General features: G+C 69.6%; 28 protein-coding genes and 1 pseudogene. 14 read left to right on the top strand and 15 right to left on the bottom strand.

Translation table 11 applies throughout. From position 1 onward, the window contains the following. Positions 1-144 precede the first annotated feature (144 nt). Positions 145-1239, bottom strand: a complete 1095-nt coding sequence (gene ahbB, locus K6T25_RS08925; RefSeq protein WP_222913328.1) for a siroheme decarboxylase subunit beta — start codon at positions 1237-1239, stop codon at positions 145-147. Positions 1240-1308: 69 nt separating this feature from the next. Next, the gene (locus K6T25_RS08920; RefSeq protein WP_222913326.1) at positions 1309-1707 is read right to left on the bottom strand and encodes a DUF5778 family protein; all 399 of its coding nucleotides are present in this window, start codon (positions 1705-1707) and stop codon (positions 1309-1311) included. A gap of 249 nt (positions 1708-1956) precedes the next feature. Between K6T25_RS08920 and K6T25_RS08915 the strand changes: the two are divergent. The 6 genes and pseudogenes from K6T25_RS08915 to K6T25_RS08890 form a co-directional block, all read left to right on the top strand. After that, positions 1957-2232, top strand: a pseudogene (locus K6T25_RS08915) (ubiquitin-like small modifier protein 1); the annotation flags it as partial. Continuing rightward, positions 2209-2616, top strand: coding sequence for a MoaD-like domain-containing protein (locus K6T25_RS15880; RefSeq protein WP_486606334.1), 408 nt, complete (start codon positions 2209-2211; stop codon positions 2614-2616). The pseudogene K6T25_RS08915 and the gene K6T25_RS15880, both read left to right, overlap by 24 nt. Continuing rightward, positions 2616-3101, top strand: a complete 486-nt coding sequence (locus K6T25_RS08905; protein ID WP_225917720.1) for a DUF8048 family protein — start codon at positions 2616-2618, stop codon at positions 3099-3101. Before K6T25_RS15880 ends, K6T25_RS08905 begins: the two co-directional genes overlap by 1 nt. A gap of 124 nt (positions 3102-3225) precedes the next feature. Next, the gene (locus K6T25_RS08900) at positions 3226-3987 is read left to right on the top strand and encodes an AzlC family ABC transporter permease (protein WP_222913325.1); all 762 of its coding nucleotides are present in this window, start codon (positions 3226-3228) and stop codon (positions 3985-3987) included. Beyond that, positions 3987-4322: an AzlD domain-containing protein gene (locus K6T25_RS08895; RefSeq protein WP_222913323.1), complete on the top strand. Its 336-nt coding sequence runs from the start codon at positions 3987-3989 to the stop codon at positions 4320-4322. The genes K6T25_RS08900 and K6T25_RS08895 overlap by 1 nt, the downstream gene beginning before the upstream one ends. Before the next feature lie 88 nt (positions 4323-4410). Continuing rightward, complete coding sequence (locus K6T25_RS08890; protein ID WP_222913322.1) at positions 4411-5694, top strand: MFS transporter; 1284 nt, start codon at positions 4411-4413, stop codon at positions 5692-5694. Here the strand turns inward: K6T25_RS08890 and K6T25_RS08885 are convergent. Both K6T25_RS08885 and K6T25_RS08880 read right to left on the bottom strand, forming a co-directional pair. Further along, positions 5638-5982, bottom strand: coding sequence for a DUF8066 domain-containing protein (locus K6T25_RS08885; RefSeq protein ID WP_222913321.1), 345 nt, complete (start codon positions 5980-5982; stop codon positions 5638-5640). The genes K6T25_RS08890 and K6T25_RS08885 overlap by 57 nt on opposite strands. Positions 5983-6200: 218 nt before the next feature. Then, on the bottom strand, positions 6201-8129 hold the full coding sequence (locus K6T25_RS08880; RefSeq protein ID WP_222913319.1) for an aldehyde ferredoxin oxidoreductase family protein: 1929 nt from the start codon (positions 8127-8129) through the stop codon (positions 6201-6203). A gap of 139 nt (positions 8130-8268) precedes the next feature. Between K6T25_RS08880 and K6T25_RS08875 the strand changes: the two genes are divergently transcribed. From K6T25_RS08875 to K6T25_RS08865, 3 genes are all read left to right on the top strand, one after another. Continuing rightward, positions 8269-8706, top strand: a complete 438-nt coding sequence (locus K6T25_RS08875; RefSeq protein WP_222913318.1) for a hypothetical protein — start codon at positions 8269-8271, stop codon at positions 8704-8706. Positions 8707-8781: 75 nt separating this feature from the next. Continuing rightward, positions 8782-9858, top strand: coding sequence for an archaeosine biosynthesis radical SAM protein RaSEA (locus tag K6T25_RS08870; protein ID WP_222913316.1), 1077 nt, complete (start codon positions 8782-8784; stop codon positions 9856-9858). A gap of 181 nt (positions 9859-10039) precedes the next feature. After that, entirely contained in the window at positions 10040-10219 is a 180-nt protein-coding gene (locus K6T25_RS08865; RefSeq protein WP_222918094.1) for a phage terminase large subunit family protein, read from the top strand. 32 nt (positions 10220-10251) lie between these two features. Here K6T25_RS08865 and K6T25_RS08860 read toward each other — a convergent pair whose 3' ends face one another. From K6T25_RS08860 to purS, 3 genes are all read right to left on the bottom strand, one after another. After that, on the bottom strand, positions 10252-11682 hold the full coding sequence (locus K6T25_RS08860; protein WP_222913315.1) for a right-handed parallel beta-helix repeat-containing protein: 1431 nt from the start codon (positions 11680-11682) through the stop codon (positions 10252-10254). Positions 11683-11854: 172 nt separating this feature from the next. Further along, positions 11855-12532, bottom strand: a complete 678-nt coding sequence (gene purQ / locus K6T25_RS08855) for a phosphoribosylformylglycinamidine synthase I (protein ID WP_222913313.1) — start codon at positions 12530-12532, stop codon at positions 11855-11857. After that, positions 12529-12783: a phosphoribosylformylglycinamidine synthase subunit PurS gene (gene purS / locus K6T25_RS08850; RefSeq protein ID WP_222913311.1), complete on the bottom strand. Its 255-nt coding sequence runs from the start codon at positions 12781-12783 to the stop codon at positions 12529-12531. The genes purQ and purS overlap by 4 nt, the downstream gene beginning before the upstream one ends. Before the next feature lie 122 nt (positions 12784-12905). Here purS and K6T25_RS08845 point away from each other — a divergent pair, with 122 nt between their 5' ends. Both K6T25_RS08845 and K6T25_RS08840 read left to right on the top strand, forming a co-directional pair. Further along, complete coding sequence (locus tag K6T25_RS08845) at positions 12906-13832, top strand: formyltetrahydrofolate deformylase (RefSeq protein WP_222913310.1); 927 nt, start codon at positions 12906-12908, stop codon at positions 13830-13832. Between the two features lie 51 nt (positions 13833-13883). Beyond that, entirely contained in the window at positions 13884-14030 is a 147-nt protein-coding gene (locus K6T25_RS08840; RefSeq protein WP_222913308.1) for a hypothetical protein, read from the top strand. Between the two features lie 44 nt (positions 14031-14074). Here K6T25_RS08840 and K6T25_RS08835 read toward each other — a convergent pair whose 3' ends face one another. Together K6T25_RS08835 and K6T25_RS08830 are read right to left on the bottom strand one after the other, a co-directional pair. Continuing rightward, on the bottom strand, positions 14075-15094 hold the full coding sequence (locus K6T25_RS08835) for a phosphoribosylaminoimidazolesuccinocarboxamide synthase (RefSeq protein ID WP_222913307.1): 1020 nt from the start codon (positions 15092-15094) through the stop codon (positions 14075-14077). 103 nt (positions 15095-15197) lie between these two features. Further along, complete coding sequence (locus tag K6T25_RS08830) at positions 15198-16619, bottom strand: FAD-binding oxidoreductase (protein ID WP_222913306.1); 1422 nt, start codon at positions 16617-16619, stop codon at positions 15198-15200. A gap of 116 nt (positions 16620-16735) precedes the next feature. Here K6T25_RS08830 and K6T25_RS08825 point away from each other — a divergent pair, with 116 nt between their 5' ends. Both K6T25_RS08825 and cofH read left to right on the top strand, forming a co-directional pair. Further along, positions 16736-17254, top strand: coding sequence for a hypothetical protein (locus tag K6T25_RS08825; RefSeq protein ID WP_222913304.1), 519 nt, complete (start codon positions 16736-16738; stop codon positions 17252-17254). A gap of 56 nt (positions 17255-17310) precedes the next feature. Beyond that, on the top strand, positions 17311-18717 hold the full coding sequence (gene cofH, locus K6T25_RS08820) for a 7,8-didemethyl-8-hydroxy-5-deazariboflavin synthase subunit CofH (protein ID WP_222913302.1): 1407 nt from the start codon (positions 17311-17313) through the stop codon (positions 18715-18717). A 232-nt stretch (positions 18718-18949) separates the two neighbouring features. Here the strand turns inward: cofH and K6T25_RS08815 are convergent, their stop codons facing one another. The 3 genes from K6T25_RS08815 to K6T25_RS08805 form a co-directional block, all read right to left on the bottom strand. Next, entirely contained in the window at positions 18950-19339 is a 390-nt protein-coding gene (locus K6T25_RS08815; protein ID WP_222913300.1) for a DUF7971 family protein, read from the bottom strand. A gap of 80 nt (positions 19340-19419) precedes the next feature. After that, positions 19420-19578, bottom strand: a complete 159-nt coding sequence (locus tag K6T25_RS08810; RefSeq protein ID WP_222913299.1) for a hypothetical protein — start codon at positions 19576-19578, stop codon at positions 19420-19422. 37 nt (positions 19579-19615) lie between these two features. Continuing rightward, positions 19616-19801: a hypothetical protein gene (locus K6T25_RS08805; RefSeq protein WP_222913297.1), complete on the bottom strand. Its 186-nt coding sequence runs from the start codon at positions 19799-19801 to the stop codon at positions 19616-19618. 137 nt (positions 19802-19938) lie between these two features. Between K6T25_RS08805 and K6T25_RS08800 the strand changes: the two genes are divergently transcribed. Continuing rightward, the gene (locus K6T25_RS08800) at positions 19939-20343 is read left to right on the top strand and encodes a hypothetical protein (RefSeq protein WP_222913295.1); all 405 of its coding nucleotides are present in this window, start codon (positions 19939-19941) and stop codon (positions 20341-20343) included. A 211-nt stretch (positions 20344-20554) separates the two neighbouring features. Here the strand turns inward: K6T25_RS08800 and K6T25_RS08795 are convergent, their stop codons facing one another. Genes K6T25_RS08795 through K6T25_RS08785 form a run of 3 tightly spaced genes read right to left on the bottom strand, consistent with a single transcriptional unit; the run spans position 20555 to position 22706 of the window. Beyond that, positions 20555-21562: a cytochrome b/b6 domain-containing protein gene (locus K6T25_RS08795; protein WP_222913294.1), complete on the bottom strand. Its 1008-nt coding sequence runs from the start codon at positions 21560-21562 to the stop codon at positions 20555-20557. Continuing rightward, the gene (locus K6T25_RS08790; RefSeq protein WP_222913292.1) at positions 21559-22017 is read right to left on the bottom strand and encodes a hypothetical protein; all 459 of its coding nucleotides are present in this window, start codon (positions 22015-22017) and stop codon (positions 21559-21561) included. Before K6T25_RS08790 ends, K6T25_RS08795 begins: the two co-directional genes overlap by 4 nt. Beyond that, on the bottom strand, positions 22014-22706 hold the full coding sequence (locus K6T25_RS08785) for a 4Fe-4S dicluster domain-containing protein (RefSeq protein WP_222913290.1): 693 nt from the start codon (positions 22704-22706) through the stop codon (positions 22014-22016). The genes K6T25_RS08790 and K6T25_RS08785 overlap by 4 nt, the downstream gene beginning before the upstream one ends. Positions 22707-22710: the final 4 nt, after the last annotated feature.

Below are 22710 nucleotides of genomic sequence, written 5' to 3'. Positions count from 1 at the left end.
CCGAATCGCGATCCGTGGACCGCGGGCGAACCCGTTCGGGGCGAGCCGTCGGCCGCGCTCGTCGTTCCCCCGACGTGGGGCGAGGGAGCGTTCCGAGAGACCGTGAGCACGTGCCGGTGGACTGCGACCGCGTTTCGATCGCGATCACGCGTCCGTGGGCTCGCCGTCCTCGCTTCGCACCTGGGCGTCGGCGCGCTCGTCCAGCCGGATGCCCGTCTTCTTCAAGATTTGCGTCGAGAACAGCGAGTCCCACTCGTCGTCGTCGACGTCCCAGAACTCCGCCATCGTCTCGCGCACCTGCTCGATGCGGCGCTCGGACTCGGCCTCGTCGCGGCCGTGGGTCATCGCGAAGAAGTTGTACGGCCACACGCCCTCGTGGCGCGGGCGGTGATAGCAGTGGGTGACGAACCCCAGCGACGCGACGGCGGGGCCGACCTCCGAGAGCAGTTCGTCGGGCACGTCCCAGACGGTCATCCCGTTCTCGGAGTAGCCGAGCGCGTAGTGGTTCGGGATGACGCCGACGCGGCGCACCTTTCCCTCCTCGTTGAAGCGCTTGATCGTCTCGATCACCCACTCGACGGGCTGGTCGATCGCCTCGGCCACGGCCGCATAGGGCGTCTCGGTGATCGGCAGGCCGCCCTGCACCTCGACGACGAGGTCGCGTTCGCGGGCGGTGATCCCGCGCTCCTCGGAGGGCTCGACCGCGGGGCCGAGGTGTGACAGGTCGAGGTCCCCGTCGTTCACGGGCCCGTCGAGCAGGAACTTCGCGCCGACGTGGAACTCCTCCCGTTTCGGGAGGTTGTACGTCTCCTGGCCGGTGGCGTCCTCGATGTCCGCGAGCACGCGCTCGACCTCGTCCTCGCTGGCTACGCTGACGACGAACCACATGTTGAGATGCGGGTGCTCGCGCTCGTAGTTGTGCGCCACCTCGCGGAAGCCGTTGACCGTCTCGGCCACCTCGTCGTAGCGCTCCTCGGGCGCGTGCATCGCCACGAGCGTCGCGGTTCCCCCGATCGCCTCGGCGTTCACGAGCGCGCCGAACCGCGAGAGCACGCCGCGCTCGTCCAGTTCGTGGACGGTCGCGAGCAGTTCGTCGGCGTCGACGTCGACGCCGCGCTCCGAGAGCGCCGCCGCGGCCGGCTCCCACGGACGCTCGGTCACCGGGAAGCCGCCCTGGAAGGCGTTGACGACGGCGCGTTCGAGCGTCGAGAGGTCGGCGTCCGTCCCGACTTGGTCCATACCTGCGCTCGGGACGCCGCGAGGATAAGCGTCGCGTTCGTGTGACCCGGTACCGGACCGCAGGTCCACTCAGGGAACGAGCGTCACGTCGGTGACGCCGTCGAGCGCGCGCACGTCCTCGCCGAGCGCTTCCTGGTCGACGCCCGCCTCGTAGTAGAAGACGAGGTCGAACGTCCCCTCGCGAAGCAGCTGCTGACACTCCCAGACGAACTCCTCGTCCTCGAGGGTGAGCCCCTGGAACTGGTTCGAGGAGAAGTCCGTGTCCTCGTTTCCGGCGTGGATGTACGACTCGCCCTTGCCGGCGTGCTCGGCGATGACCTCGTTGAGATCGACGGTGAGCTCCTGCATCTCCAGGTCCTCCTGGCCGCCCAGCGACGTGTGGACGACCAGTCCGAGGAGGTCGATGTCACCCGGCTCCAACAGCGCCTTCGTCCGCTCGTAGAGGTCCCGGTCGATGGTGTCGGTCATACGGCGGTATCGGTTCACCGGAGGGATACCGATACCGGTTTTCGTGTCGGCCGCGCCGTGCTCGCCGTTTCCCTTCCGTCGACCGCGCACGTGCTCGCGGGTCGTTCCTCCCCGTTCGCTTCGAGGCCTCGATCCGCTCGGCCTCGCACGTGCTCGCGGGTCGTTCCTCCCCGCTCGCTGTCGCGGTCTCACTGCGTTCGACCGCGCACACCCGCGTAGCTTTTTGTTCGTCTCCACCCACGTGTCCGCATGGAGCTCACGCTGAAGTTCTTCGCTACCTTTCGGGAGGCGGTCGGCTCGAAGATCGTCGACCGGTCGTTTCCGGACGCGAGCACCGTCGGGGACGTGCTCACCGCGCTCGAATCCGAGTACGACGGGCTCGCGGGCAACCTACTGGAGGACGGGGACCTCAAGCCTCAGATCAACGTCCTGCTGAACGGCCGCGAGGTCCTCCACATGGACGGCGTCGAAACCGCGGTCTCCGACGGGGACACCGTCGCCGTGTTCCCGCCGGTCGCGGGCGGCGCCGTCGACTGCGACCGCGCCGGCGACGATCCAGTCGGTTCCGGCGCGCGGGCCGACGGCGGCGACGACAGCACCGGCAGCGACGCCGGTGCCGCCGCAACGGACGGTGACGGGACCGAGACCAGAGTCGAGGCGTACCGCGGCATCTCGCGGCGCCTCGCCGTTCGGTATCTCCGGCACCTCGGCGGCGAGGCCGACGGCCCCGACGAGGAGGTTCGCGAGGTCGAAGGCGACGGCTGGCGGGCGTCCGTCCGGGCCGAGAAGATCACGCCGGTCGCCGCGATCACGATCACGGAGGTGACTGTCACCTTCGAGGGCGACCCCGCAGTGCTCGACGACCTGGTCGATCGCTTCGGACAGAAGGCGATGCGCGCCGGCGGGTGATGGCCGGTCGCGACGGCGGCGGTGGAGACCGGGACCGCCTCGGCGACACCGACCCCCAAGGCGACGAACACGGAGACGGAACCGACGACCCGGCCGATCCGTCGTACGACCCGGACACACGAGCGGTTGGACATCCGATCGATCCCAACGCGCTCCTGATCGCGGCGGCGACGGCCAGCGTCGGCGCCGGGCGCCTCCCGGAACTGCTCCGGGTCGCCGACGAGCACCTCCGGACGCGACGCGAGGAGTACGATCGGAGCTACGAGTGCGTCGACGAGGCCGACGACACCGGCGCCGCAACGTATCTCGTTCCCGACGGTCACTGGAGCGAGGTCGCCGACGAACTCGGCGTGAACCGCCGCGAGGCCGACGCGCTCCGACGGGCCCACGAGCAGCACCTCCTGCGACTCGGGACGAAACGGCGACGACGGCAGGAGTTCGAGTCGGCGGTGGAGCTTCGAGAAGCGGTCGTCATCGGGGGGTAGCCGTCCGCCAGCGGCGGTCCCCTGTCCCCGTCCCCGGGAGGTCAGCCATCCGCAACCGCGAGCCGTCTCCCGCTTCCGCTGCCGAGACCGGTGACCCCTTGAGTGCGCGCGCCGCCGCACACACATGGACAGCCGCGTTCCCCCCGACCTGCGCGACGGGATCCGCGACACGCTCCCGCTGTTGCTCGGGATCGTGCCGTTCGCGCTCGTCGCCGGCGTCGCCGGCATCGAGGCGGGACTCACCCCGCTGCAGACGGTCGGCCTCTCGGTCGTCGTCTTCGCCGGCGCCTCCCAGCTCGCCGCCATCGATCTGCTCGGGCGCGACGCCGCCCTCGGCGTCGTCGTGCTCACCGTCGTCGTCGTGAACCTCCGAATGTTGATGTACTCCGCGTCGATCGCGCCGTACTTCCGCGAGCTGTCGGCACGCGTGCGCGCCGGCTGCGCGTACGTCCTCACCGACCAGGCGTACGCACTGTCGCTGGCCCGCTACGCGGGCGATCGCGACCGCGAGACGACGACCCGGCGCCCGTACTACTACCTCGGCGTCGCGCTCACCCTGTGGATCGTCTGGCAGGCGGGGACCGTCGTCGGGGTCGTCTTCGGCGCCGCCGTCCCCGACAGCTGGCGCCTCGGCTTCGCGGTCCCGCTCGTGTTTCTCGCGCTGCTGGTCCCCGCGGTCTCGGACGTGCCGAGCCTCGGGGCCGCCGTCGTCGCCGGCGTGGTCGCGGTGCTGGGCGCCGGGCTCCCGTTCAACGCCGGGCTGATCGTCGGCGCCGTCGTCGGCGTCGCCACCGGGATCGCGCTCGATGAATCGCGGCTCGGGAGCGCCGGCGGCGGGAGCGGGGGCGGAGACGTGACCGATTCCGATCCCGCGGAGGGACACTGATGGCGACCAGCTACGGGCCGCTGTCGATCTGGGCGGTGATCGTCGCCGGCGGGCTGGCGACGTTCGCGATCCGGCTGTCGTTCATCCACCTGTTCGGGCGCGTCGACGAGGTCCCCCCGTGGCTGGAGCGCGCGCTCGTGTACGTCCCCGCCGCGGTGTTGGCGGCGCTCGTCGCGCCGGACTTCGCGCCCGCGAGCGCGACCGTCGAGGCGGCGCTGACGCCGGAACTGCTCGGCGGCGCCGCGGCGGTCGCCGCCGCCTGGCGGACGGAGGACGTGCTCTGGACGGTCGCCGCCGGAATGGTCGGCCTTCACGTCGCGCGCTTCCTGCTGTGACCTCCCGTCCCGCGACCGGGCCGGGTCGGAGACGGCGGCGATTGCCGGAGGCCGCGCGTACACCTCCCTCCCGGCGGAACGCCCGCCGATGACCGAGTCGCTGCTGGCGGCCGCGCGACGGACGCCCCGCGAGACGTGGGTGGTCGTCGGCGCCGTCTCCGCCTCGCAGTACCTCAACCACGCGTACCTCGTGTTGTTCCCGCCGATCCTCGCGGTGCTGTCGGGAGAGTTCACCGTCGGGCTGGCGGCGCTGGGCGTCGCCCTCGGCGTGCAGGGCGCGACCAACACCGCGTTTCAGCTCCCGTTCGGCCGGCTCGCGGACCGCTACGACCGAACGATCGCGCTCGGACTCTCGTCGGTGCTCGGCGCGCTCGGGGTGCTCGGCGCCGCCGTCGCGCCCACCTACGAGTGGCTGCTCGTCGCGCAGGCGGTCATCGGCATCGGCGTCGCCGGCCACCACCCGGCCCACTACCCGCTCATCTCCGATTCGACGCCCGAGGACCTGATGGGCCGGGCGTACAGCCTCTACGGCTTCGGCGGGTCGCTCGGCTTCGCGACCCCGCCCGTGCTCATCGCGGGCGTCGTCTCGGCGGGCTACTCCTGGCGGATCGGCGTCGGCCTCATCGGCGCCGTCGGCCTCGCGTACGCCCTCGCCGTCACGTGGCTGTTCGAGACCCGCGTCGGCGACACGGTCACCGCGCCGAACGTGACCGACGACGGCGACGGGGACGGCGCGGATCCGGGCGGCTCTCGCTCCCGCTCGCGCGGCTCGTGGGTCGCGCGCACGCGAGCGTACCTCCGGGAGCTCGCGGCCGCGCCGGGCGTGCTCGCGCTGGCGCTGCTGGCGCTGGTCAGCTCCACCTCGAGCTGGGGGTTCACCAGCTACGTCGTCGTCTTCCTGCAGGACGGCTACGAGCTGTCGCTGTCGCGGGCAAACCTCGCGCTCACGGGCTCGTATCTCGTCGGCGCGGTCGCCGTCTTCGTCGGCGGCGACCTCTCGGACCGCGTCAACGCCGGGCCGGTGATGATCGCCAGCTTCGCGACCGTCGGCGTTCTCGTGGGCGTGTTCGCGCTCGGGACGGTCGGCCCGCTGGCGGCCGTCGGGCTCGTCCTCCTCGTCGGCGGCGCGCGCTCGATCGCCGGGCCGGCGCGCTCGAAGCTGACCGACGCGCTCTCGCCGTCGGGCGCGACGGGGACGAGCTTCGCGATCACCACGATCGGCGTCATGCTCGGCAACGCCGTCGCGCCGCCGGCGTTCGGCTACCTCATCGAGACGGCCGGCCGCCGGGCGGCGTTCCTCGCGGTCGCCGGCGTCTCACTCCTCGCGGTCGTGCTCACCGTCTGGCTGATCGCCCGCTTCGGCGACGCCTGAGCCTGGGCGGTCGACGCCGTCGGCAGCCGACCGATCCTCGTCTCCCGCGCGGTCGCCCGCTGCGACCGCGGCGCGGCGCTCCTGCGCGACCGCGATACGCTCGTGTGCGCGGACGAAGCGGTACAGCAGCCACAGCAGAAACGCGACCGAGAGCAGGTACACGATCGCGAGGATCTGCGCCTGTATCAGGACGGCGTAGAGGCTGACGAGGACGAACAGGACGACGACTGCGATCCCGGGTCGAGAACTCAGCGACTCTCGGAGGGTGGGCGGGGACTCGCTGGACACGGACCGCGATCCTCACGGGGAGGTGATAAATCGGGGCGGTGGAATCACGAGACCGCCGAGCGACGAAGCCGTGGGTCCACTGGTCATCAGGACCTTGGACCGCGAGCGAGGGCCGTCAGGCCCGAGCGAGCGGAAGTTTTGTCATGAACGGGTTTTCAATGAGGGTTCCCGCAGGCCGCCGAAGGCGGCCGAGGAAACCCTCATCCGAAAAGCGGTTCCTAGTCGTCAGCGGGCGCGACGCCCGAGTCGCCCGCGGAAACGCCCGTGCCCGGCCCGATGTCGATACCGAGCTCGTCGAGCTTCTCGTCGGGGACGACGCCGTCGACCCAGCCGCGGACCTCGTAGTACTCCGCTTTCATCTCCGGCAGCTCGCAGTACTCGCCCTCGGAGGCACCCTGGCCGGCGATACCGCCCTCGAGGAACCGCGCGGGCAGCGAGTCGTCCGCGCCGTCGAAGCCGTTGAGATTGTTGTAGTAGCGCTCGAGCGTGTAGATCCGCTCGCCCGCCTCGAACAGGTCGTCCTCGGTCACGTCGCGGCCAGTCATGCCGTTGTACTGCATGACGTACTCCTCGATCCCCTCGGCGAAGGCGTTGAACTTGCAGATGTCGAACGAGTCCGAGATGGCGTGCAGGTCCTGGAAGGTGACCGTCAGCTCGCCTTTCCCCTCGTGCTCGTAGGGGTCGACCTTCTGCGGGATGCCGAGGATCTCCGCCGAGGGCGTGTACGCGCGCAGGTGGCACGCCCCCCGGTTGGAGGTCGCGTACGCGATGCCCATACCCTTCATACAGCGCGGGTCGTACGCCGGGATCGTCTGCCCCTTGACCGCCAGCGAGTTGTCGTGGGCGTCGAAGCGCTCTGCGAGGCCGTTGGCGCCCTCGGCGAGCGCGTCGGGGAGTTCGCCGTCGCGGTGGGCGACCTCGTCGATGAGGTCGATCATCCGCTCGGTGTCGCCCCAGTCGAGCTGCTCGTCGAGGTCGTCGAGCTTGCCCTCCTCGGACATCTCCATCGCCATGGCCATCATGTTGCCCATCTCGATGGTGTCGACGCCCATGTCGTTGCACCGCTCGATCATGACCGCGATCTCGTCGCGCTCGGTGTGTGCGGAGTTGGGGCCCAGCGCGTACGCCGACTCGTACTCGTAGGACTCGGTGCGGACGTTCAGCTCCTCGCCTTTGTGCATCACCGAGACCTCGACTTCCTTCTTGCAGGCGACCGGGCAGGAGTGACACGTCGGCTCGTCGACGAGGATGTTCTCGCGGACGTTCTCTCCGGAGACGCGCTCGGCGTCGATGTCGGCGCCCTCGGCGTCGCGCATCGCGGCCGTGGACGTGTACTTCCCGTTTTTCGTCGGGAGGCCGTCCATCTCCTCGCCCGCGTTCATCAGGACGTTCGTGCCGTACAACGAGAGGCCGCCCTCGTTGGGCGCGGTCACGTCGGACTCCTGGATGACCTGCATCGCCTGCTGATACCCCTCCTGGAACACGTCGGGCTTCTCCGGCTTGGGCATCTTGGTGCCCGATTTGACGACGACCGCCTTGAGGTTCTTCGAACCCATCACCGCGCCGGTGCCGCCGCGACCGGACGCGCGGTCGTCCTCGTTGATGATGCAGGCGTACTTGACGCCGTTCTCGCCGCCGGGACCGATCGCCATCACCGAGACGTTGCGGCCGACGGTGCCGTCGACCTCCTCGCCGAGGGTGTCGATGGTGTCGTGGACGCCCTCACCCGCCACGTGGGAGGCGTCGCGCAGTTCGACCTCGCCGTCCTCGACGACGGCGTACACCGGGTCGTCGCTGGCGCCGTCGAAGACGAGGCCGTCGAAGCCGGACCACTTCAGTCGCGCGCCCGACCAGCCGCCGTGGTGGCTGTCGGTGACGGTGCCCGTCAGCGGGGATTTCGTGACGACCGCGATCCGGCCGCTCATGACGGTCTGGGTCCCCGTGAGCGGACCGTTCATGAACGCCAGCCGGTTGTCCGGCCCCAGCGGATCCACGTCCGGTCCCGCCTCGAAGACGTACTTCACACCGAGGCCGCGCGCGCCGATATACTTCTTCGCGTCCTCATCGTCGATACCCGCGTACGATACGTCGCCCGCCGAGAGGTCCACGTGTGCGACGTGGTCCTGAAAGCCACCGAGGTCTGTCATGGTTAATCTACGTTAGTTATATGGGACTGGATTCTGTTAGCCGTTGCCACACCGGAGTAACCATAGTTGATTACGTCAACCGATCGCCGTCCACGTCGAGATGTGAGGTTTTTTGCCGTGCAGTCGCCGGATCCGATCGATGGACCCCCGCGTTCGGCGGTTCGCCATATTTGCCGCGGTGACGGCTCTCGTCGTTACCTCGTCGCTCGTGCCGATGTCGACGACCGCCGATCGGGCGTCCACGGTCGACATGGTGCCGCTGCCGTCGGGGACCGATAAACTGCTCCACGGAGTCGGCTACGCCGCCGTCGCGTACACCCTGAGGCGAACGCTCCCGGCGCGGTTTCGGCGCGACGGGAACGATCTCCGACCCGACGGAACCGACCCGTCCATCGTCGCGCTCGTCGGCGTCGCCGCGACGGCGACAGCGATCGGCGCGGGCGTCGAGGTCGTGCAGGGTGCCGTCCCCGGGCGCGACCCGTCGACATTGGACGCCGTCGCGAACGCGGTCGGCGCCGCAGTCGGCGTTGTAGTGTGGTGGTGGCGCGAGACGTACCGATCGCGCCGCGGGACGTGACGGAGCTGGCGCCCGGGGATACGACGACGACACGTGAGCGAAGCGGTTTTCCGCGGCTGCCGCCCACATCGGACAATGAGCCAGCCGAGCCCCGAGGTCTACGAGCGAGACCGCGGGATGGACGCCCACAACGCGGTCATGCGCGACATCCGCGCCGAGCGCGACGAGACGTACGACGCCCACGAGCCCACCCGCGTGTGGCTCGACGAGGACAACACCCCCGACGGCGTCAAGAGCAGCCTCACGATCATCCTCAACACCGGCGGCTGTCGGTGGGCCCGCGCCGGCGGCTGTACGATGTGCGGCTACGTCGCCGAGTCCGTCGAGGGCGGTAGCGTCTCCCACGAGGCGCTGATGGACCAGATCGACGTGTGTCTGGAGCACGAGGCGGAGAACGCGGACGAGCCCGCGGAGCTGATCAAGATCTACACCTCCGGCTCGTTCCTCGACGAGCGCGAGGTGCCGGCCGAGAGCCGCCGGGCCGTCGCCGAGACGTTCGCCGACCGCGAGCGCATTGTCGTCGAGTCGCTCCCCGACTTCGTCTCCGCGGAGAAGCTCTCGGAGTTCACCGACCACGGCCTCGAAACCGACGTGGCGGTCGGGCTCGAGACCGCAACCGACCGCGTCCGCCACGACTGCGTGAACAAGTACTTCGCCTTCTCGGACTTCGAGGACGCCTGCGCGGAGGCCGCGGACGCCGGCGCCGGCGTGAAGGCGTACCTCCTGATGAAGCCGCCGTTCCTCGCGGAGTCGGAGGCCCTCGACGATATGGTCTCCTCGGTCGAGCGCTGTGCCGCGGTCGACAACTGCCACACCGTCTCGATGAACCCCTGCAACGTCCAGCGGTACACGATGGTCGACGAGCTCCACTTCCGCGGCGGCTACCGGCCGCCGTGGCTGTGGTCGGTCGCCGCCGTGCTGGAGCGCACCGCCGACGCCGACGCGATCGTCGTCTCGGACCCGGTCGGTGCCGGCTCCGACCGCGGTCCCCACAACTGCGGCGAGTGTGACGACCGCGTCCAGACGGCGATCAAGGACTTCGACCTCCGGCAGGACCCGTCGGTGTTCGATCAGGTGGCCTGCGACTGTGAGCGCACCTGGGAGCTGGTGTTGGAGGAGGAAACCGGGTTCGATCAGCCGCTGGCGCGCTGAGTCCGGATCCGACCCCGTCGGGTCGAGGACCTCGACCGCACGGACTGTCGAGCCACGGCACCGATCGGCTCGCGAGTCGAAGATCCCCGAATGTCGGCGTCCTAAGCGAGTCGGGGACCGTTTCCGTCGCCGTCAGACGTCTGGCATACAGTTATGTATATTGACACCGTATGACACGAACATGGAGATAGTCGACCGAGCGATATTCACCTGCGACGACTGCGGGGCATCGGCGCCGTCGTTCGGGATCGAGTACGACGGCCTCGGCTATCCGGTGTGCCCGGGATGCGGGACGGTCGTCGGACCGCTCGATCGGCACCGCGCCGGCGGCGAGTCCGTCGCGGCCGGGCGGCCGCAGTAAGCGGACGGGTCGCCGTATCGGACGTCCGCAGCTCAGGCGTCGATCGACTCGTCGCTGCCGACGTCGACGGCCCCACACGAGCTGCCGTCGCCGTCGTCGTCCACCGTGCCGTCCGCCACCGTCACGTTCCGCCGCTCGATCCGCGACTCGGTGAGGACGAACGCGTCGCCCGTCACGGACACTCGCGAGTCGACGAACTCCCCGTCGACGTAGTCTGCGTGCAGTCCGTCCCGGTCGGCACCGGGCTGGTGGATACACATCTCGCGGAAGGACAGCCCCGTCCGGTCCGACGCCTGAATGGCGCCGCCGCCGCTGGCGTCGCCGGTGATGGTGATGGAGTCGCAGACGAACGGCCCGCGCTGACTCTCGGCGCCGGCGGCGCGCTTGATGCGGATCCCGTTCACGTCGTCGGCGTCGACGCGGATCAGGCAGTTCCGCACCGTCCCCCCGCCCAGCTCGGAGGCGAACGTGATCCCGCCGTCGCTGGAGGTGACATCCAACATCTCGACGACGCAGTCCTCGACGAGCACCGAGTGGCCCGCGCGCAGGCGGATCCCCCGCATGTTCTCGCCGGCCCCGGTGGCGTCGTCACAGCGGACGTGGACGCCGCGGACGATCGCATCGTCGGCGACCTCGACGCGAACGCCCGCGATGCCGTTGTTCCGGTAGCGGCCGCCGATCACGTGGACGCTTCCCTCCGGCGGGTTCGCGTACAGGCCGTTGTCGGGGAAGCCGTCGATCCGGCAGTCGACGAACGACACGTCGCCGCGGTTGCTGTCGCCGACCTCACAGCCCGTCACCTTGGTGTCACCCGGCGCACCGTCGGGGAGGGAGAGCCGCCTGACCATCCCCGAACCGCCCGACCCGGTCACGTCGACGCGAACGAGGTCCTGTTCGACGTCTGCCTCTCCCCGGACCGTGACGTCCTCGACGAGGACGGCGTCGTTCGCACGCGCGAGCAGCGGGCGCCCGCCGGTGTTCTCGGCGGTGAAATCGAAGGTGAGGCCCCGGCAGAACGCCGCGTCTATCGGCTCGGACCAGCCGAACCCGAACAGCACGTCGTCGTTGCCGTCCGGCGGAACGACCGTCGCGCCGTCGCCCACGAGGCCGATCCGCGAGGCGTCGTCGGCCGCGACCGATCCCTCGAGGCGGTACGTGCCCGGCGGGAGATACAGGAGCGTCTCATCCCCGATGGCGCCCTCGAACACGTCGTCGATCGGCGTCTCTCCCGTCGGGTCCGCGCCCGCATCGACGAGGTCGACCACGTCGTCGAACCCCCATTCGTTGGCGAGCTGTCCGGGCGTCGATCGCTCGGTCGTTCGGGTCGACTCTCCGGTCGGAGTCGGGGTCGGTGTACCGTCCTCGCGCGGCCCGGGGTCGGTCACCGACCCGCAGCCCGCGAGACCGACGCCCGCCGAAAGGACGGCGAGCCGACGGAGGAGGGATCGTCGGTCGTCATTCACGGCCGAACATCCGGCCCGCATCCGGATTGTTATACGGCTATCAGCGTGGGTAAGCAGTTACTGACACCGGTCATCTCAGCCCGCAGTCCACGGGTAACTAACCCGTCGTCTCCGGGCGGTTCTTCCGGAAGTACGACCGGCTTACCGCGGTCGGCCACGGCGCCGCAGTCGGCTACTCAGCGAACGCGCGGAGGACACCCTGCCCGTCCGTCCCGCCCACGTCGGGGAGGGTCGCGCGCTCGGGGTGGGGCATCATCACCGCGACGGTCTCGCGGGCGCCGAGCAGGCCCGCGACGTTGGCGGTCGACCCGTTCGGGTTCGCCTCGTCGGTGACGGTCCCGTCGGCGTCGCAGTAGCGGAAGAGGACCCGGTCCTCCGCCTCCAGCGTCTCGAGACGGTCCTGCCGGATCTCGAAGCGGCCCTCGCCGTGGGCGATCGGCACCTCGATCACGTCGCCCTCGTCGTAGGCCGCGGTCCAGGGGGTGTCCGCGCGCTCGACGCGCAGGTGGACGTGCTCACACTGGAAGCGCGCCGAGCGGTTCGTCGTGAACGCGCCGTCGGTGAGCCCGGCCTCACAGCCGATCTGGGCGCCGTTGCAGACGCCGAGCACGGGCGTTCCAGACTCGGCCGCGTCGCGGACGTCCGCCATGATCGGCTGCCGGGCGGCCATCGCGCCGGCGCGGAGGTAGTCGCCGTACGAGAAGCCGCCGGGGACGACGATCCCGTCGGCGTCGTCCGGAAGGCCGTCCGCGTGCCAGACGCGCTCGGCGTCGACGCCGAGGTGCGCGAGCGCGCGGACGGCGTCGCGATCGCAGTTCGAGCCGCCGAACTGGATCACCGAGACCGTCATTCGCGTTCCTCGACCGCCACCTCGTAGTCGTGGATGGTCGGGTTCGCGAGCAGCCGGTCGGCCATCTCGCCGGCGCGCTCGCCCGCCTCGTCGGCGTCGGCGGCGTCCAGGTCGATCTCGAAGCGGTCGGCCGAGCGCAGGTCCGCCAGCTCGAAGTCGAGCCGTTCGAGCGCCCGCTGTGTCGTCTCAGCCTCCGGGTCGAGCACGCCGTGCTTCAGGCGGACCGTCACCGTGGCGGTGTAGCCGGTCATCGTTCGACTCTGCGAGTTCATGCGCAAAATCCGTTTCGGGACGGATTCGATATCCACGTTCGTGTACGGCGGTCGTCGCGCGGAGCGACACGTGTTTACTCGCCGGAGGGCAACCGGTCGGTATGACCGCGGCCGACCGCCCGAATCCGAGACGCTGGGACACCGAGATCGTCGTTGTCGGGGACGACGCGACGGGATTGGTCGCCCGCGTCACCTCGCTTTTGTTCGAGCGGGGATGCAACATCGAGGATCTGGACCAGGACGTCCGCGACGACGTCTTTCGGATGCGCCTGCACGCCGACACCGACGGAATGGTGTGTAAGCCCGCGACGCTGGAGGAGGACCTGCGGGACCTCGGAGCCGAACTCGGGGTCGACATCCGGGTGCGTCTCGCGGACGCCGGCGCGGCGCGCAAGGCTGCGCTGCTCGTGACGAAGGAGGACCACGCCCCGCGCGCCGTGCTCGAGGCGTGCGAGGACGGCACCCTCGACGCGGAGGTGCCGGTGATGATCGGCAACCACGACACGCTCCGGTCGCTCGCCGACGAGTACGACGTGCCGTTCGTCGACGTGGGCGACGACGGCGGCTCCCACGACGAGCGCGAACTCCTGCGCGTGCTCGACGAGTACGACGTCGACTGTCTGGTGCTCGCGCGGTTCATGCGCATCCTCTCGCCGGAGATCGTCTTCCGCTACGAGGGGCGGATCCTCAACGTCCACCCGTCGCTACTGCCGTCGTACCCCGGCGCGGAGGCGTACCGGCAGGCCGTCGAGGGCGGCGCGCGCGTCCACGGCGCCACCGCCCACTACGTGACGACCGATCTCGACCAGGGACCGATCATCGCCCAACGGGCGTTCTCCGTCGCCCCCGACGACGGCCCGGCGGATCTGAAAAAGCGTGGCCAGCCGCTGGAGGCCGAGGCGCTCGTCGCCGGCCTCCGGGCACACCTCGACGACGCCGTCGTCGTCCGGCGCGGCCGCACCCACTTCCGCGAGGGCGTCGACCCGGACGCCTACGATCTGGGCGGCGTCGCGGCGGGACCGGACTGAGAGCGGCCGCCGGCACTGTTTAGCGGCCCCGACCCGTTCACCCGGACACTCATGTCGGAGCGTACCGGTGCGTCGGGGACCGTCGACGCCGCTCTGACGCTGTTTCTGTTGCTCGTGGCGCTCGTCGCGCTGGCGCTGCTGCTGTACTACACGACCGACCTGCTCGCCTCGTTGCCCGATCCGCTGCCCGCCTCGTGAGAGAGCCCGGGTCGACCGCCGACACCGCCAACCCGGTCGACCGCTCAGAGGTCGCGGACGGCGTCGACAGCGTCGCCGACGGCCGGCGCGTCGAACCAGTCCGTGCCGGTGTACGCGTTCGTCCCCGCGGCGTACATGTCCGCGACGCGCTCGATCACGTCCGGATCGAGCGCCGGGGGTTCGACCGCACACAGCGGCCGCCAGTCGGCGACGCCCTCCTCGCCCGCGCGCGCTTTCGCGTCGCTCACGGCATCGACCCACTCCGGCGCGATCCGTTTGTAGTGCTGGCGGACGACCTCCTTGGACACCTCCTGACCGTCGTACGCGAAACGGTTCTCGTCGAACGTGCCGACCACGTCGGCGACGCGCACCTCGCCGTCGGCGTACACGCACTCGATCTTGCCGTCCTCGTGGACGAACCCGGCTTCGGCGGCGCGCTCGGTGACCAAGTCGTTCACCTCGCGGGCGACCGACTTCAGCTCCGACAGCGACGCCGCGCCGGCGATCCGGTCGGCCTCGTCGGCGTCGAGATAGCGGTCCTGCTCCTCGTACTTCGTGGAGAACTCCACGACCGGCTCCGGAAGCTCGACGACCTCGGCCGGCCAGTCCTCGAGATCGAGGCCCACGTCGCTCGGGGCCGCACGCGATCGGAGGCTGGAACCGACGGGAACGGTGTTGCGGAAGACGATCTCGAGGGGAACGACGGAGCCGGCGGCCTCGCGGGCTTCCCCGTGAAACGCGTCGTAGTCGTACGCGCCGTCGACGAAGGGGAGATCCGGCACCGTCGCCAGCTCGATGGCGAGTTCGCGGGGCGGTTCCTCGAGGGCCGACAGCGGCTCGGCGTCCGGGCCGACCCCGCGGTAGTGGGTCGGAACGCCCGCCTCCTCCAGCAGCTCGAAGTTGTCCGCGCCCATCGTGCACAGGGACGCCCCCTTCCCCGGGATCGGGTCGGGCATCTTCCCCCAATCGAAGACAGAGTAGTCGTCGGTGAAGGCGAACCGGCCGGCGCCGAGGTCGTCGGCGGTCGGCTCGCGCTCGACGACGAACTCCTTGACGCTCGTCATGGTCGGTGGCGCGCACGCGGGGGGCAAGAATCCTTCCACTCTCGTGCGTATCTCGACGGGATCAAGTCCTCAGGTATCCACGTTCGTGGGTCGGCTGCGGCCGCTACTCGTCCGGCACGACCTTGCCGGGGTTGAGCGTCCCGTTCGGGTCGAGCGCCCCCTTGACCGCCCGCATTGCCCCGACCGCGGCGGCGTCGTGTTCCCGTTCCAGGTACTTCCGTTTGCCCGCGCCGATGCCGTGTTCGCCGGTGGCGGTACCGCCCAGCTCCAGCGCGCGCTCGACCAACTCGCCGTAGGCGGCCTCCGCGCGCGCGACCTCGTCCGGGTCGTCCGGGTTCTGCAGGACGAAGTAGTGGAGATTGCCGTCGCCGGCGTGGCCGAAGCACGGAACGAACAGGTCGTACTCGTCGGCGACGTCTTTCACCGCCCGGATCATCTCCGGATACGAGCCGATCGGGACGGTCACGTCGCCCGGTTGGCCCATCTCGCGGTCGGGGTCGTACGCCTCCGCCGCGTAGGTGATGTCCTTGCGCGCCTGCCACAACGCCTCCATTCGCTCGCCGCCGGCCATCTCGAACTCCTCGACGCCGTGGGCCTCGAAGACGGCCCGACAGAAGTCGATCTCCTCGTCGATCCCGTGGTTCGCGTGGAACTCCACGAAGACCATCGGGCGCTCGGGGAGGTTCGCGTCGCTGTAGTCGTTCGCGAGCATCGCCGTCTCGGCGTCGAACAGCTCGATCTTCGCCACGTCGACGCCGGCGGTGACGGCGTCGGAGATGGCGGCGGTCGCGTCGTCGAGCGTCGGGAAGGTGGCCCGGCCGCCCCTGATCTGCTCGGGTCTGCCCGCGAGTTCGAGCGTCGCGCGCGTGACGATCCCGAGGGTCCCCTCGCTGCCGACGATCAGTTCCTTCAGGTTGTACCCGGAGGACGACTTCGCGGCCGTCGAGCCCACGGTCGTGACGGACCCGTCCGCGAGGACGACCTCCAGTTCGAGCACCCAGTCCGCCACCTCGCCGTACTTGACCGTCCGCATGCCGGAGGCGTCGGTGGCGATCATGCCGCCGACCGTGGAGATGTCGCCCGAGGAGGGAAGCGGCGGGAAGAACAGGCCGTGCGCCGCGACCGCCTCGTCCACGTCGGCGCCGATGGCGCCCGGACCCACGTCGACCTGGAGGTCGTCCGGACGGATCTCGTGGACCGCGTCCATTCGGGTCACGTCCAGGCTGATGCCCGCATGGAGCGGCGCCGCACCGTCCTCCAGTCCGGTTCCGGCCGCGTACGCCGTCACGGGGACGCCGCGCTCGTCCGCGGCGGCGACGACGGCCGACACGTCCGCGGTCGACTCCGGGTACACGACCGCGTCGGGGCGAACCGCGTCGGCATCGTCGGTGGCGTAGTCGGTCGCGTGCTCGTCGCGGTCGGCGTCGCCGAGGCTGACCTCGCCCGCGAGTTCGAGGTCCGCGAGGAAGCCGACGCCGTGGCGGAGGTGATCCGGCGGCCCGTCCGTCGCTCTCTCCCGTGTCATTGTCTCACTCGCGTACCCGCGCGGTCATCAACGCGTCGGTGCGACGGGTCCCACACCGGATCGACTGCCGTGTGGCTCCCCGCTACGTTTACTCGGGGCGCCGAGAGAGCCCGCACATGGCGACGCAACCGAGGGCGGGCGAGATGCTGGTCGGCGCCTACCTCAAACTCATCGAGGAGTGCGAGGTCGTCGCGTACGGACAACACTCCCCGCTGGAGGGCGAACAGACGGAGGTCGACGTGATCGGCATCCAACCGAGCGGCGACCGGGAGGTCATCACCTGCGAGGTCGCGACCCACCTCCGCGGCCTCGGCTACGGCACCGCCGCGGAGAACGGCGAGCGGGTGGCGAGGAAGTTCGAGCGCGCGCAGCGGTACGTCGACCGCGTGTTCGGACCCGCCGAGACGCACCGGTTCCAGTTCTGGAGCCCGAACGTTCCGCCGGCGTCCGAGGCGACCCTCCGGGAGGTCGCGACCGACTTCGACGCGCGGACGGACGCCGAACTCGAATTGGTCGTCAACGAGGGGTACGCCGACCGCGTCGACGAGCTGCGGGCGGCGGCGGCCTCAACGTACGCACAGCGGAACGAACTGGCGTTCCGGTTCCTCCAGATACTGGAGCACGTCCGGAAGTGAGGCGACGGTGGCCGCGACCGCCCCGTTTTTCACGCCGTACCGACACCGGTACCACGATGACGCGACCGTCAGCGGCCGACCTCGACCCCGACGACCTCGGGTTCGAGCACGTCCCCGAGACCGACCAGTCGTTCGAGAACGCGCTGGCGACGGCGCGCGACGGGACCCGGCTGACGGTCGACGACGCGGTCGAACTGCTCACGACCGGCAGCGACACGACGGGTATCGACCGGGAACGCAAGGAGGCGGTGCTGGAGGCGGCCGACCGCCGGCGCGCCGAGGTCGTCGGCGACGAGGTGACGTTCGTCGCGAACCTCAACAACAACGTCACAACCGCCTGCAACACGGGCTGTCTGTTCTGCAACTTCAAGGACACCGCCCACCAGTTCGAGGCCGACCACGACGGCGAGCACGCGGGGTTCACGAAGACGCCGGCGGAGTCGCGAGCGGCGGTCCGGGCGGCCGTCGAGCGCGGCGTCTACGAGGTCACGTCCGTCTCCGGACTGCACCCGGCGTTCGCGCTGAACGACGAACACCACGAGATCCTCCGCGGGATCGACGACGCCGCGAGCGCGGCGAACTACAAGCCGCCGGAGACGTACGCGACCGATCCGGGCACCTACGTCGAGCAGCTGGAGGCGATGAGCGTCGACGGCGTCCACCTCCACTCGATGACGCCCGAGGAGGCGTACCACGCCCGCCGCGGCACCGACTGGGACTACGAGCGGGTGTACCGTGAACTCGCCGAGGCGGGGCTCGACTCGGCGCCCGGGACGGCCGCGGAGATCCTCGTCGACGAGGTCAGGGACGTGATCTGCCCCGGGAAGATCGACACCCGGGGGTGGATCGACGCGATGGAGGGCGCGATGGCCGCCGGCCTCGACACCACCGCGACCATCATGTACGGCCACGTCGACAACGAGATGCACCGCGCGATGCACCTGAAGCGGGTGCGCGACCTGCAGGACCGCACCGGCGGCATCACGGAGTTCGTCCCGCTCTCGTTCGTCCACGAGCGCACGCCGCTGTACGAGCACGGGGTCGTCGACGGGGGCGCCACCGACGCCGAGGACGAACTCCTGATCGCGGTCTCCAGACTGTTCCTCGACAACGTCGAGAACATCCAGACCTCGTGGGTGAAGTACGGCGACGGGAAGGCGCTGAAGACGCTCTCGTGTGGCGCGAACGACTTCATGGGCACCATCCTCTCCGAGGAGATCACCAAACGCGCGGGCGGCTCCTACGGCGAGTTCCGCAGCTTCGACGACTACGTCGAGTTGATCACCTCGGTAGGTCGAGTTCCCGTCGAGCGCTCGACCGACTACCGCGAGCGCCGCCGGATCGATCCCGACGACGGCCCCCCCTTCGGCCCGAGGCTCGGCCCGAAGGCCGACGGGACGCCGCTCCTGAGCGAACGCGAGCGCGCGGAGCGGGCGGGAGAGACGGCGACGGCCGACGACTGACTCGCCTCACGTTTTCCCGACTGACCGCGGCGCGCGAGGCCGAGCGTAACGAGGCCTCGATACGAACGGCGAACCCAGTGAGCCGTAAGTCGCACACGGGTCAGTCCGGCCGCGACGATCGCCCGTCCGAGCCACGGGCGGGACTGAAAGGGGCCGGGGACTTTCGCGGTCCTCGTCGCGGTCGATGCCGCAGTAACCGCACCGCGGATGTCTCCACCGACGAAACCGAGGCCTAGTCCTTCCCGAACCGGATCCCGTCGTCCACGAGCCGATAGTTCCGTTCCCGGTCGATACGCTCGGCGAGCCAGTCGACCTCGTACACCTGCGCCGCCAGCTCGATGTAGAGGTCGCGCCACGCGATGGCGTAGATGGGCGACTGCCCCCACGCGCGCAGCTCCGGCACGAACTCGTCGTAGATCTCCGCGCGCTCCTCGGCGTACTCCAGGAAGTCGACCGCGACCTGAGCCGCCTCGGACTCGTCTGCGGCGTCCGCGAAGCCGTCCTCCAGCGCCTGTCGGTAGCCCGCGACGGCGCGTCGGATGTCCTGCTCGGCGGCGCCGTCGTCGTCGGGGAGCGATTCGAGCACGCCGCGCGGGATACCGAGGTCGAGGTCCACGTCCATGCCTCCGGATTCGGCGGGCGCGAGTAAAGACTTCCGTCGGGCGGACCCGGTCCGTCCGGCGATTCCGGCCGCAGATCCGATCACTCCCCGTCGAGGAACCGCGACAGGGCAGCCGTACACGACACGCACAACAGCACACGGATCTCCCCGTCGGGAGCGATCCCGTCGACGGCGGCGTACTCGTCGCCTGGCCGTACCGTCGTCCCGCAGCGGTCGCACTCGTGAGGGTTTCGGAGCATCGCTATCCTCCCGGTCGCGTCGCTACCGCCGGCGAGATCAGATGTACCCCAAGGTGCTGGCGACGAGCCCGATGACGAACAGCGCTACCGCCACCGCGGTCAATTCCATGCGCGTCGACCCTTCGCCGCCGGTGCCGCCGATGCGCAAAACGATCGCCAGTCCGGCGAGCGCCACGACGAGCACCACGACGCTGTACACCGTATTCAGGAGTGTCGAAACCATAATTCGCGGCTCGCCCCGGCACCTAATAAAAGCCCGTGCCGAGACGGGCCGTTCCGGGGTCAACGACCCGTCTTCAGGGCGTCCACGCCGGTGCCGCGGGGCGAATATATATCCGGACGGGCCGCCGACGCCGGGGTATGCGAATGGAGCTGCGCGTCTGCAAGCACTGTCTCGCCGGCGAGCACGGGAACCCGTCGAAAACCGAGGTCTCGAAGGACATGGTCGAGTGCGCCGAGACCGTTCGCGAGTACAAGGACCTCATCGGACTGGACAGCATCTACATCACGAAGGTCACAGAGGGCGACAGCGGCGCCGCCCAGGCGCTGCCGGCGGTCGTCGCCAGCATCGAGGGGAACCAGATCCAGCTGTCGGACACCCAGCTCGTGATGGAGGACGACGACGGGAACATGCTCGTGTACCCCGAGCCGAAGGACATCCTGGAGGTGCTCACACGAAACGTCGAGCAGATCAACACCCACACGAGCAACGACGTGACGGTCGATCTGAGCGAGGAGGCGCTGCGCCTCGGCGTCGAGGCCTGACCGGATCGCCCGTCGTCCGCGTTGAGCGTTCTCGATCGGTCGTTCGGTCCATCGACACGTCCCGCTTTCTGAGCCGGTACTCCTCGTCCGCGAGCGTCGCGCCCGTCGCCTTCGGGAGCGGACGCGACGACCGGGGCGTGAGCACTCGGTCGGTTCTCGCCGTCGGAGGAGAAGAGAGGGAGAGTCCGTGCGGTGCGGGCCGATGCCCGCCTCAGTCGTCGGATTCGACGTGCCCGCCGTCGGTGGCGGTCGCCGGCTCCGAGGCCTCCTGCTCCAGCTGCTTCTGCCAGCGGACGCGCAGCAGGTTGCCGTACATCTGGAGGACGAGCCCGAGCAGCAGCACGAACACGCCCATGTTGATACCGACGGTCAGCAGGATGTCGGCCGGCCCCCCCCCGATCGCGAGCTCGCGGGGGACGGGGTACCCCTCGTCGAACAGGCTGCCGAGCAGGACCGACACGATGCCGATCACCGTCATCGCGCCGACGATCGTCGACGCCATGTTCCAGGACGGGGAGAGTTCGAGCCGCTCGATACCCGTTCCCTCGGTGTCGTCGTCGTGATCCTCGGGGATCATCGACTTCGGAATGAACGCCTTCACCTCCACCGGGTACAGCGCCGGGTGGAAGCCGTGCTCGAAGATGTGGAACATGACGCCCATCAGCATGATGACGCCCAGCAGGCCGTGGAACGTGACGAACGCAGCGGCGGCGGTCTTCGTCGCCATGATGTCCATCACGCCCGTCTTCGACCAGATGAGGATCCCCGAGACCGTCAGCAGCGCCAGCTCGATCGCGAAGATGAACACGACGCCCTTGCCGATGTAGGTGAGCAGCGGGATCTCGTCGGCCGTGCCGCCCGCGAACTGGCGGGCGTTCTGGTGGCGCTCGTCGGCGTTCCCCAGGAGGAACTGCACGTCCTGGATGAACGCGTCGAAGTCGCCCTTCGACGGCAGGATCTCCCGGAAGTTGCCGCGGCCGGTGTCGGTCGTCACCATCATCAGCATCCAGAAGACGATGAGCGCGAGCAGCCCGCCGCCGGCGATGCGGTGGACGGCTGAGACGCCGGAGGCGCCGCCCATGAGCCCGACCATCCACCACAGTTCGTCGTTGAACATGAGGCTGTACCCCGAGAAGAACAGCACGAACACGTCCAGCGCCAACAGCGTGTGGAACGTGGTCGTCATCCTGCTGAACTTCCCGTGATCGAGCTGCGTCATCGGCTCTCACCTCCGTCGGTCGCGACGGTGTCGTCGCCCGTCGCGGCCTCGTCGTCGGTCGCGACCTCGTCGGCCACGCGCCCGCCGTCGGCGGCGACGGCGCTGGAGCCCGAGTCGCCGGGCTGGCGCATCCGGCCGGCGAGCCGACGGAACGCGCCCCAGTGAAGGAACACCATGAACAGGATGAACACGCCCATGATCACGTCAGCCGCGTGCGTGATCGCGATCAGGAAATCGAGCCACGCGACCTGGTTACCCGAGGTCCAGTCGGAGCCGACGCCGGCGTTGGCGCCCTCGGCGACGGGCTGGATACGGAACAGTTCCTCGTAGAACACCGCGAAGTCCGCGGCCCACCACAGGATCAGCGCCGTCACCGCGAGCGCGACGACCGCGTTGATCGCGATCGCCGTCCGCGGGTACCCCTTGGTCTCCGGAAGGTGCTCTCGGTAGCTCATGCGTTGCTCCCCTCGAACTCGTCGGCGTCCTCGCCGAAGATGATCTCCATGGCGACGCCGTTGAAGAACGAGTCGGAGCCGCGCCGGTCGAGCTCGTTCGAGATCTCCTCGGCGTCGCCCACGAGCAGCGCGTCGGTCGCGCACTCCTCGGCGCAGGCGGGCCCCTTGCCCACGTCCTGGCGCTCCTCGCACATCGTACACTTGTCCATCGTGCCGCCGTTGCCGAACAGCCGCGCGGTGCCATCGTCGGAGCCGGGGAACTGCGGCGCCCCGAACGGGCACGCGGACAGGCAGTACTGACAGCCCACACAGAGGTTGTCGCGCACGTCGACGAACCCGTCGTCCTTCTTGATCAACGAGTCCGTCGGGCACACCGAGACGCACGGCGCCTCCTCGCAGTGGTAACACTGCATCGGGATCGCCGTCTCGCCCGGCGAAGCACCCTCCTGCCCGAGCGCGCCGCCGCTGTTGGTGTTGTACCGCTCCATCGGCTCGGCGGGCTGGCCCTCCAGCATCGTCGAGATGCTGATTCGCTGTTCGTCTCTGGGCACGTCCCACGTGCGTTTGCACGCGACGACGCACCCGCCGCAGTCGATGCAGGCTTCGACGTCCGGGAAGATCCGAGCCCCGTCGCCGGTGCTCATCACCCCCTGACTCATCACCTGCTTGCTGGTTTCGTTAGTTGCCATTGGG

This window comes from Halobaculum rubrum, from assembly GCF_019880225.1.
In the GTDB taxonomy this organism is placed as follows: Archaea; Halobacteriota; Halobacteria; order Halobacteriales; family Haloferacaceae; genus Halobaculum; species Halobaculum rubrum.
Note: the sequence above shows the minus strand (reverse complement) of the source record. Positions and strands in the feature narration are given on the sequence as shown.

Bases quoted from the DNA above. Each gene is read 5' to 3' on its own strand.
- ahbB (WP_222913328.1), bottom strand. From the start codon at position 1,239: ATGGACCAAGTCGGGACGGACGCCGACCTCTCGACGCTCGAACGCGCC.
- K6T25_RS08920 (WP_222913326.1), bottom strand. From the start codon at position 1,707: ATGACCGACACCATCGACCGGGACCTCTACGAGCGGACGAAGGCGCTG.
- K6T25_RS08905 (WP_225917720.1), top strand. From the start codon at position 2,616: ATGGCCGGTCGCGACGGCGGCGGTGGAGACCGGGACCGCCTCGGCGAC.
- K6T25_RS08900 (WP_222913325.1), top strand. From the start codon at position 3,226: ATGGACAGCCGCGTTCCCCCCGACCTGCGCGACGGGATCCGCGACACG.
- K6T25_RS08895 (WP_222913323.1), top strand. From the start codon at position 3,987: ATGGCGACCAGCTACGGGCCGCTGTCGATCTGGGCGGTGATCGTCGCC.
- K6T25_RS08890 (WP_222913322.1), top strand. From the start codon at position 4,411: ATGACCGAGTCGCTGCTGGCGGCCGCGCGACGGACGCCCCGCGAGACG.
- K6T25_RS08880 (WP_222913319.1), bottom strand. From the start codon at position 8,129: ATGACAGACCTCGGTGGCTTTCAGGACCACGTCGCACACGTGGACCTC.
- K6T25_RS08875 (WP_222913318.1), top strand. From the start codon at position 8,269: ATGGACCCCCGCGTTCGGCGGTTCGCCATATTTGCCGCGGTGACGGCT.
- K6T25_RS08870 (WP_222913316.1), top strand. From the start codon at position 8,782: ATGAGCCAGCCGAGCCCCGAGGTCTACGAGCGAGACCGCGGGATGGAC.
- K6T25_RS08865 (WP_222918094.1), top strand. From the start codon at position 10,040: ATGGAGATAGTCGACCGAGCGATATTCACCTGCGACGACTGCGGGGCA.
- purQ (WP_222913313.1), bottom strand. From the start codon at position 12,532: ATGACGGTCTCGGTGATCCAGTTCGGCGGCTCGAACTGCGATCGCGAC.
- purS (WP_222913311.1), bottom strand. From the start codon at position 12,783: ATGACCGGCTACACCGCCACGGTGACGGTCCGCCTGAAGCACGGCGTG.
- K6T25_RS08845 (WP_222913310.1), top strand. From the start codon at position 12,906: ATGACCGCGGCCGACCGCCCGAATCCGAGACGCTGGGACACCGAGATC.
- K6T25_RS08840 (WP_222913308.1), top strand. From the start codon at position 13,884: ATGTCGGAGCGTACCGGTGCGTCGGGGACCGTCGACGCCGCTCTGACG.
- K6T25_RS08835 (WP_222913307.1), bottom strand. From the start codon at position 15,094: ATGACGAGCGTCAAGGAGTTCGTCGTCGAGCGCGAGCCGACCGCCGAC.
- K6T25_RS08830 (WP_222913306.1), bottom strand. From the start codon at position 16,619: ATGACACGGGAGAGAGCGACGGACGGGCCGCCGGATCACCTCCGCCAC.
- K6T25_RS08825 (WP_222913304.1), top strand. From the start codon at position 16,736: ATGGCGACGCAACCGAGGGCGGGCGAGATGCTGGTCGGCGCCTACCTC.
- cofH (WP_222913302.1), top strand. From the start codon at position 17,311: ATGACGCGACCGTCAGCGGCCGACCTCGACCCCGACGACCTCGGGTTC.
- K6T25_RS08815 (WP_222913300.1), bottom strand. From the start codon at position 19,339: ATGGACGTGGACCTCGACCTCGGTATCCCGCGCGGCGTGCTCGAATCG.
- K6T25_RS08810 (WP_222913299.1), bottom strand. From the start codon at position 19,578: ATGCTCCGAAACCCTCACGAGTGCGACCGCTGCGGGACGACGGTACGG.
- K6T25_RS08805 (WP_222913297.1), bottom strand. From the start codon at position 19,801: ATGGTTTCGACACTCCTGAATACGGTGTACAGCGTCGTGGTGCTCGTC.
- K6T25_RS08800 (WP_222913295.1), top strand. From the start codon at position 19,939: ATGCGAATGGAGCTGCGCGTCTGCAAGCACTGTCTCGCCGGCGAGCAC.
- K6T25_RS08795 (WP_222913294.1), bottom strand. From the start codon at position 21,562: ATGACGCAGCTCGATCACGGGAAGTTCAGCAGGATGACGACCACGTTC.
- K6T25_RS08790 (WP_222913292.1), bottom strand. From the start codon at position 22,017: ATGAGCTACCGAGAGCACCTTCCGGAGACCAAGGGGTACCCGCGGACG.
- K6T25_RS08785 (WP_222913290.1), bottom strand. From the start codon at position 22,706: ATGGCAACTAACGAAACCAGCAAGCAGGTGATGAGTCAGGGGGTGATG.